This window comes from Desulfovermiculus halophilus DSM 18834, assembly GCF_000620765.1.
In the GTDB taxonomy this organism is placed as follows: Bacteria; Desulfobacterota; Desulfovibrionia; order Desulfovibrionales; family Desulfothermaceae; genus Desulfovermiculus; species Desulfovermiculus halophilus.
The window spans coordinates 1-4352 of record NZ_JIAK01000050.1 but is presented as its reverse complement, the minus strand read 5'-3'; the positions used below and the strand labels follow the sequence as shown (position 1 = coordinate 4352).

5 protein-coding genes are annotated in these 4352 nt (G+C 49.8%); all 5 read right to left on the bottom strand.

Annotated features, from left to right (window positions below; all coding sequences use genetic code 11):
- Window positions 1–192: 192 nt before the first annotated feature.
- Entirely contained in the window at window positions 193–1209 is a 1017-nt protein-coding gene (locus N902_RS0114065) for a tyrosine-type recombinase/integrase (protein ID WP_027371425.1), read from the bottom strand.
- Entirely contained in the window at window positions 1206–2171 is a 966-nt protein-coding gene (locus N902_RS0114060) for a tyrosine-type recombinase/integrase (protein WP_027371424.1), read from the bottom strand. Before N902_RS0114060 ends, N902_RS0114065 begins: the two co-directional genes overlap by 4 nt.
- The gene (locus N902_RS0114055) at window positions 2158–3312 is read right to left on the bottom strand and encodes a tyrosine-type recombinase/integrase (RefSeq protein WP_027371423.1); all 1155 of its coding nucleotides are present in this window, start codon (window positions 3310–3312) and stop codon (window positions 2158–2160) included. Before N902_RS0114055 ends, N902_RS0114060 begins: the two co-directional genes overlap by 14 nt.
- Entirely contained in the window at window positions 3302–3613 is a 312-nt protein-coding gene (locus N902_RS0114050) for a CHC2 zinc finger domain-containing protein (protein ID WP_027371422.1), read from the bottom strand. The genes N902_RS0114055 and N902_RS0114050 overlap by 11 nt, the downstream gene beginning before the upstream one ends.
- Before the next feature lie 63 nt (window positions 3614–3676).
- Entirely contained in the window at window positions 3677–4156 is a 480-nt protein-coding gene (locus N902_RS18085; RefSeq protein ID WP_034623006.1) for a hypothetical protein, read from the bottom strand.
- Window positions 4157–4352: the final 196 nt, after the last annotated feature.

The window sequence follows — 4352 nt, the reverse complement described above, 5'->3', positions numbered from 1 at the left end:
CCTGTCCCTTATGTTGCGAGTTTTCCTAATCATGCGTAAATAATTACGATGGAGTATATTTTGGTGTAATTGAATAACTCCATTGATATTATTGGGATGTTTCTGTACACAACATAATGATTTTTGACTGAGAACATAATTTTATGCTTTAGTATGATTTGATTGCATCCTGTATACTGCCCACAATTATTTCTACAGGCTGTCCAGCCAGTTCAAGGTTTCCTGTTCTTTTTCCCAATCCAGCAGATCATCCAGCTTATCGTCCTGGGTAAGGTTTTGGGTGTAGGCAATGAATTTCTTTTGCAGCTCACGCTTACGGCTTAAGTCCATTTTCAGATAGACCATGGTGGACTGCAGATTTTCATGACCCAGGTGATTTTTGATGTCTGTTAAGCTATAGCCTGCTCCCAGCATGCGAATAGCGCACGAGTGACGGAAGCAATGCACGGGATTGAGGTTTTTGAGCTTGTCTTCTCCAAGGGCGAGAAGCAAGTATTTTCGGCACAGGCGGTGGATCCCGTGCCTGGTGAATCCTTGCCTTCGCTGATTTAGAAACAAAACATCCTGGTGCATGGGTTTGGGCTTTAGCCGGTATTTCTGGATATACATGGAAAGAAGCTGGGTCGTCTTGGGCCAGAGCTCGATTTGCCGATAGCGGTTTCCTTTGCCCAGAATCGCCAATGTCTTCTGGGATGGATCAAAATACTCAAGGTGCAAGGAGGCTGCTTCCCCAGCCCTGGCCCCGGAATCATAGAGCAGATGGATGATTGTGTAATCACGAAATCCTCCGCTTTTTTTCAGATCCACTGTATCCAGGACCTTCATTACTTCTTCATGGGTCAAAAATCCCACAAATTTCTTGACAAACCGTTTCTGGGGAATGGAGAGGATCCGTTCGGTCAGGTCGTTATGCTCAGGATACAGAAAACGGATCATCCGGGCCAGGGATTTAAAGGCCGCAAGTCTATGTCCTCTGGTCCTGGCGCAATTGTTACGCCCCACTTCCAGGTGATCCAAGAAGTCCAGGATGAGCTGGGTGGTGAGATGTTCAATCTGCAGGGACTTGGCCTCTCTTTGAAGACTCATGGCGGCAAAAGGCACAAACAAGCCAAAGGTTTGCCGGTAGGCCTGAATTGTGTTTTTGCTCACCCCCTTGGTTTTGGGCAGATACTGGTCAAAGAACGTGTGCAGGCAGGAGGTAAGGTTCATACATCCTCCAGGCGGGAAATGGCAAAATCCACAAACCCCTGCCGCCTCTTGGCATCCAAGACCTTGAGATAAAGGGCTGTGTACCGATACTTGCTGTGGCCCATATAAACGGAGAGCACGGGCAAAACCGCCTGGGGATCTTGACCACGCTCTTTAGCCGCCTTGAGGGTGTTTACGGCAAAGGAGTGCCTGAGGCTGTGGGGAGTGGGACTGCCAAAGACCATATTGCCCATGACCTTTCGCTGAGCTTTGATCCCGATCTCCTGGACCGCTTTGTTAAAGACCGGATATACCTGCTGATCTCTCAATGCGTTTTTAAATCCCGGGAAAAGATAGGGACTCTCAGGGCGCATAACCTTGCGCAAGGGAAGGTAGTTGTCCAGGTGGTCCCGGACTGTCCTGGGCAGAGGGATTAGACGGTCTTTGTGAAACTTTGTTTTGTGGATAAAGACAGTCCCTTGGCCGGGATCATACTGGGTGAGCTCCAGCCTTAGGGGTTCAGATATGCGCAGGCCGCATCTGGCCATCAAGACAAGGGCTGTATATGTCCCCAGATCGATCAAAAAATGCTTCTCGGTCCGCCGCACCTGGCAAAGCACTGCCTGGAGAAGATCCTCGGTTTGCTGGACAGAGAAGATAAAAGGGATAAAGGCGTTTTCTGTCTTGGCCGGCAGGTCCTGGACAGGATTGTGATCCACATGGCCGTACCTCAGCAGATAGGCAAAGAAGTTGCGCATTGTTCCAATGAGATTATTCACATTGGCCGGCGAGCCCGAGATTTTTTCCCGGAATGCAAGGAAAAATGCCGGGGTAAGATCCTCAAAGCCTGCGGCATGTTCCAGGACATAGGTGTCAAATGCTTTAAGCTGACTGCCAAGGCTCTTGTTTATGTACCCCAGCTCCCGGCGATAATGGAAAAACTCTTCCACATGCTGGGCCAAAAAGCTTTTATACCTCTTCATCAAAGAGCACCTCGCGCATGAGTTTAGTGTGCACGGACAGGTATTTTTTGCTGGTCTTGATGATGTCGTGGCCCAGCATTTCCTTGATTTCAAAAATGGAGGCTCCTGTCTGGAGCAGGTTTTGGGCGTAGGTATGGCGCAGCCAGTAGGCCGAGCCTTCAAGTCCGGCCTTTTGAAAGGATTTGCTTATATCCTGGCTCACGGTCATGGGGGCAAGAGGCCCATAAGGGGGATGGGTACTGCACAGTAAAATCCGGTGGCCAGGATTTTGGGGGCGGTCCCAGGCGATGTATGCGGCCAGGGCCTTTATGGTCGGCCTGGGCAGGGGCAATATGGCCGGGATGTCGTTTTTCCGGTCGGGGACGTTAATCTCTTTTTTGGGAAAGGAGATATCGTCCAGAGAAACCTGACAGATCTCCTTAGGCCGAAGCCCCAGGGAAAAGGCCAGATGGATCATGGCCTTTGTCCGCAGTCCCTTGGGATGACGGACATCTATGCTTTGGAAGAGCTCTTGAATCTGGTCCGGAGTCAGAAACTTGGGCGGGCTGCTTTGGGCGTACACCGGCGGACCCTGGATCAGAGCGCTCAAATCCTGGCCTAAAATTCGCCTTTCCTGATACAGATAGCGCAAAAACCCTCTGAGCACTGAGCGCTGGTTGATGCGGGTCTCTGGAGCAAAGTTTTTGTTTCTTTTGGCCAAAAATGAATCCATATGAAAAACATCCAGGTCCTCCAGATCAATGCTATGGTCCTGTAAGTAGTTATTGAGCGCGGACAATGTGCCCCTTACTCGATAGATTTGTATGTACCCTACCTGCCTGGTTTGTTTATAGAAGCGGATATAATCTTCAAATATTTCCGGCAAGGGCGGCGGCTCTTTGTATATGGGACTCTTGATCAGGCCCTGGCCGAACAGATAGCGGGCCAGTCCGCGTACAGCATGCCCGGTATGGTGCATCTTCACTTGAGCGCAAAAAGCCTGCAGGGTCTTCCAGGTGAAGATGTCATCCCACACAAGCTGCTCATTCTGGACAAACTGCTGGAAACGATCCAGGACCCGCTGATAGTTGTTCCAGGTGGAGTCAGCATACCCAGCCGAGATCATCCATTCCAGGTACTCGGCAATTGCTTTACTCAGCATCTTTGCCTCCCTTCTGGGCACTTTTTTCATAGGCCAGAAGGAACTGGACAGCTTCCTGGAAACAAAGCCCTTTGCCCACCATGACCAGGTCAATGGGATTAAAATTTCGCTCACAGCGGAAACAGCGGGCCAGGTTGGTCTTGGGATGGCAGGCGGTCATGAACTCATTGCAGAGTGGGCACAAAAAGCGCAGATACCCGTCTCGGGTTTTGAAGGGAATATCCAGGACCTGGATAATTTCAGAGATCAGGACCTCGTTTCTGAGCCTGCGCAAGACTTCTTTAGTAAAATACTGCCCCATGCTGCACCTCCGGGGTTGAATCAGAAGATGGTGCAGAAATTAGCACGAGGTGCAGATCAAAGACTATCGAGTCCTCTCTTTGCAATCAGCTCCAAATTGATCGTAACCATCAGGCATTTCGATTATTTTTACGACTTTGGCGTCCATCTTTGCAAACGGCAGATCCTGGACAGAAATCAGGCCATAATAGCCTGAAATATCATGTTCTTTGGCCGAGATGGCGTCCATCTTTGCAATCTGCCTGGAAATGGCCGCCATGGTCCGCAAAAGGCGATTTCGAGAGCGCTGTTTTTCCCTGTTCTGTCTGGTGTACTTCGGATGCTCTTCCCGATACGTCTTCCAATAGTCGGGATTCTTTTGGCACCACCTTTCCTGGGCATCTCTTTGATTGAGGCGGTAGGCCGGGTCATCGCGCATCTTTTTCCGTTGCCATTTTCGCTTTCTGGCTTTTTGGCACTCAGATGTTGAGCAGTACTTTTGATCTGGATTGCGGGGGGAGACAATGAATAACCGGCGGCAATGCCGGCAGCGCTTCTTGGTCATACCACCTCCCTGAGGATGAACCTTGAGAAGGTATATGACCAAAAAGAAAGAGTAAGGTAAAAGCGGATCCAGATAAGGATAGTTAAGAGGCAGGGTAATCGGGGTACTGGTTAAAAATCTTGGCGGGGTATCGGGGTATCAGAGACCTCCCATACTCAATTCTCGCAACATAATACAACTGACAACATAATGTCCC

What these genes read in the sequence shown, in the direction of transcription:
- N902_RS0114065 (WP_027371425.1), bottom strand. Translation starts at nt 1,209, where the DNA reads ATGAACCTTACCTCCTGCCTGCACACGTTCTTTGACCAGTATCTGCCC.
- N902_RS0114060 (WP_027371424.1), bottom strand. Translation starts at nt 2,171, where the DNA reads ATGAAGAGGTATAAAAGCTTTTTGGCCCAGCATGTGGAAGAGTTTTTC.
- N902_RS0114055 (WP_027371423.1), bottom strand. Translation starts at nt 3,312, where the DNA reads ATGCTGAGTAAAGCAATTGCCGAGTACCTGGAATGGATGATCTCGGCT.
- N902_RS0114050 (WP_027371422.1), bottom strand. Translation starts at nt 3,613, where the DNA reads ATGGGGCAGTATTTTACTAAAGAAGTCTTGCGCAGGCTCAGAAACGAG.
- N902_RS18085 (WP_034623006.1), bottom strand. Translation starts at nt 4,156, where the DNA reads ATGACCAAGAAGCGCTGCCGGCATTGCCGCCGGTTATTCATTGTCTCC.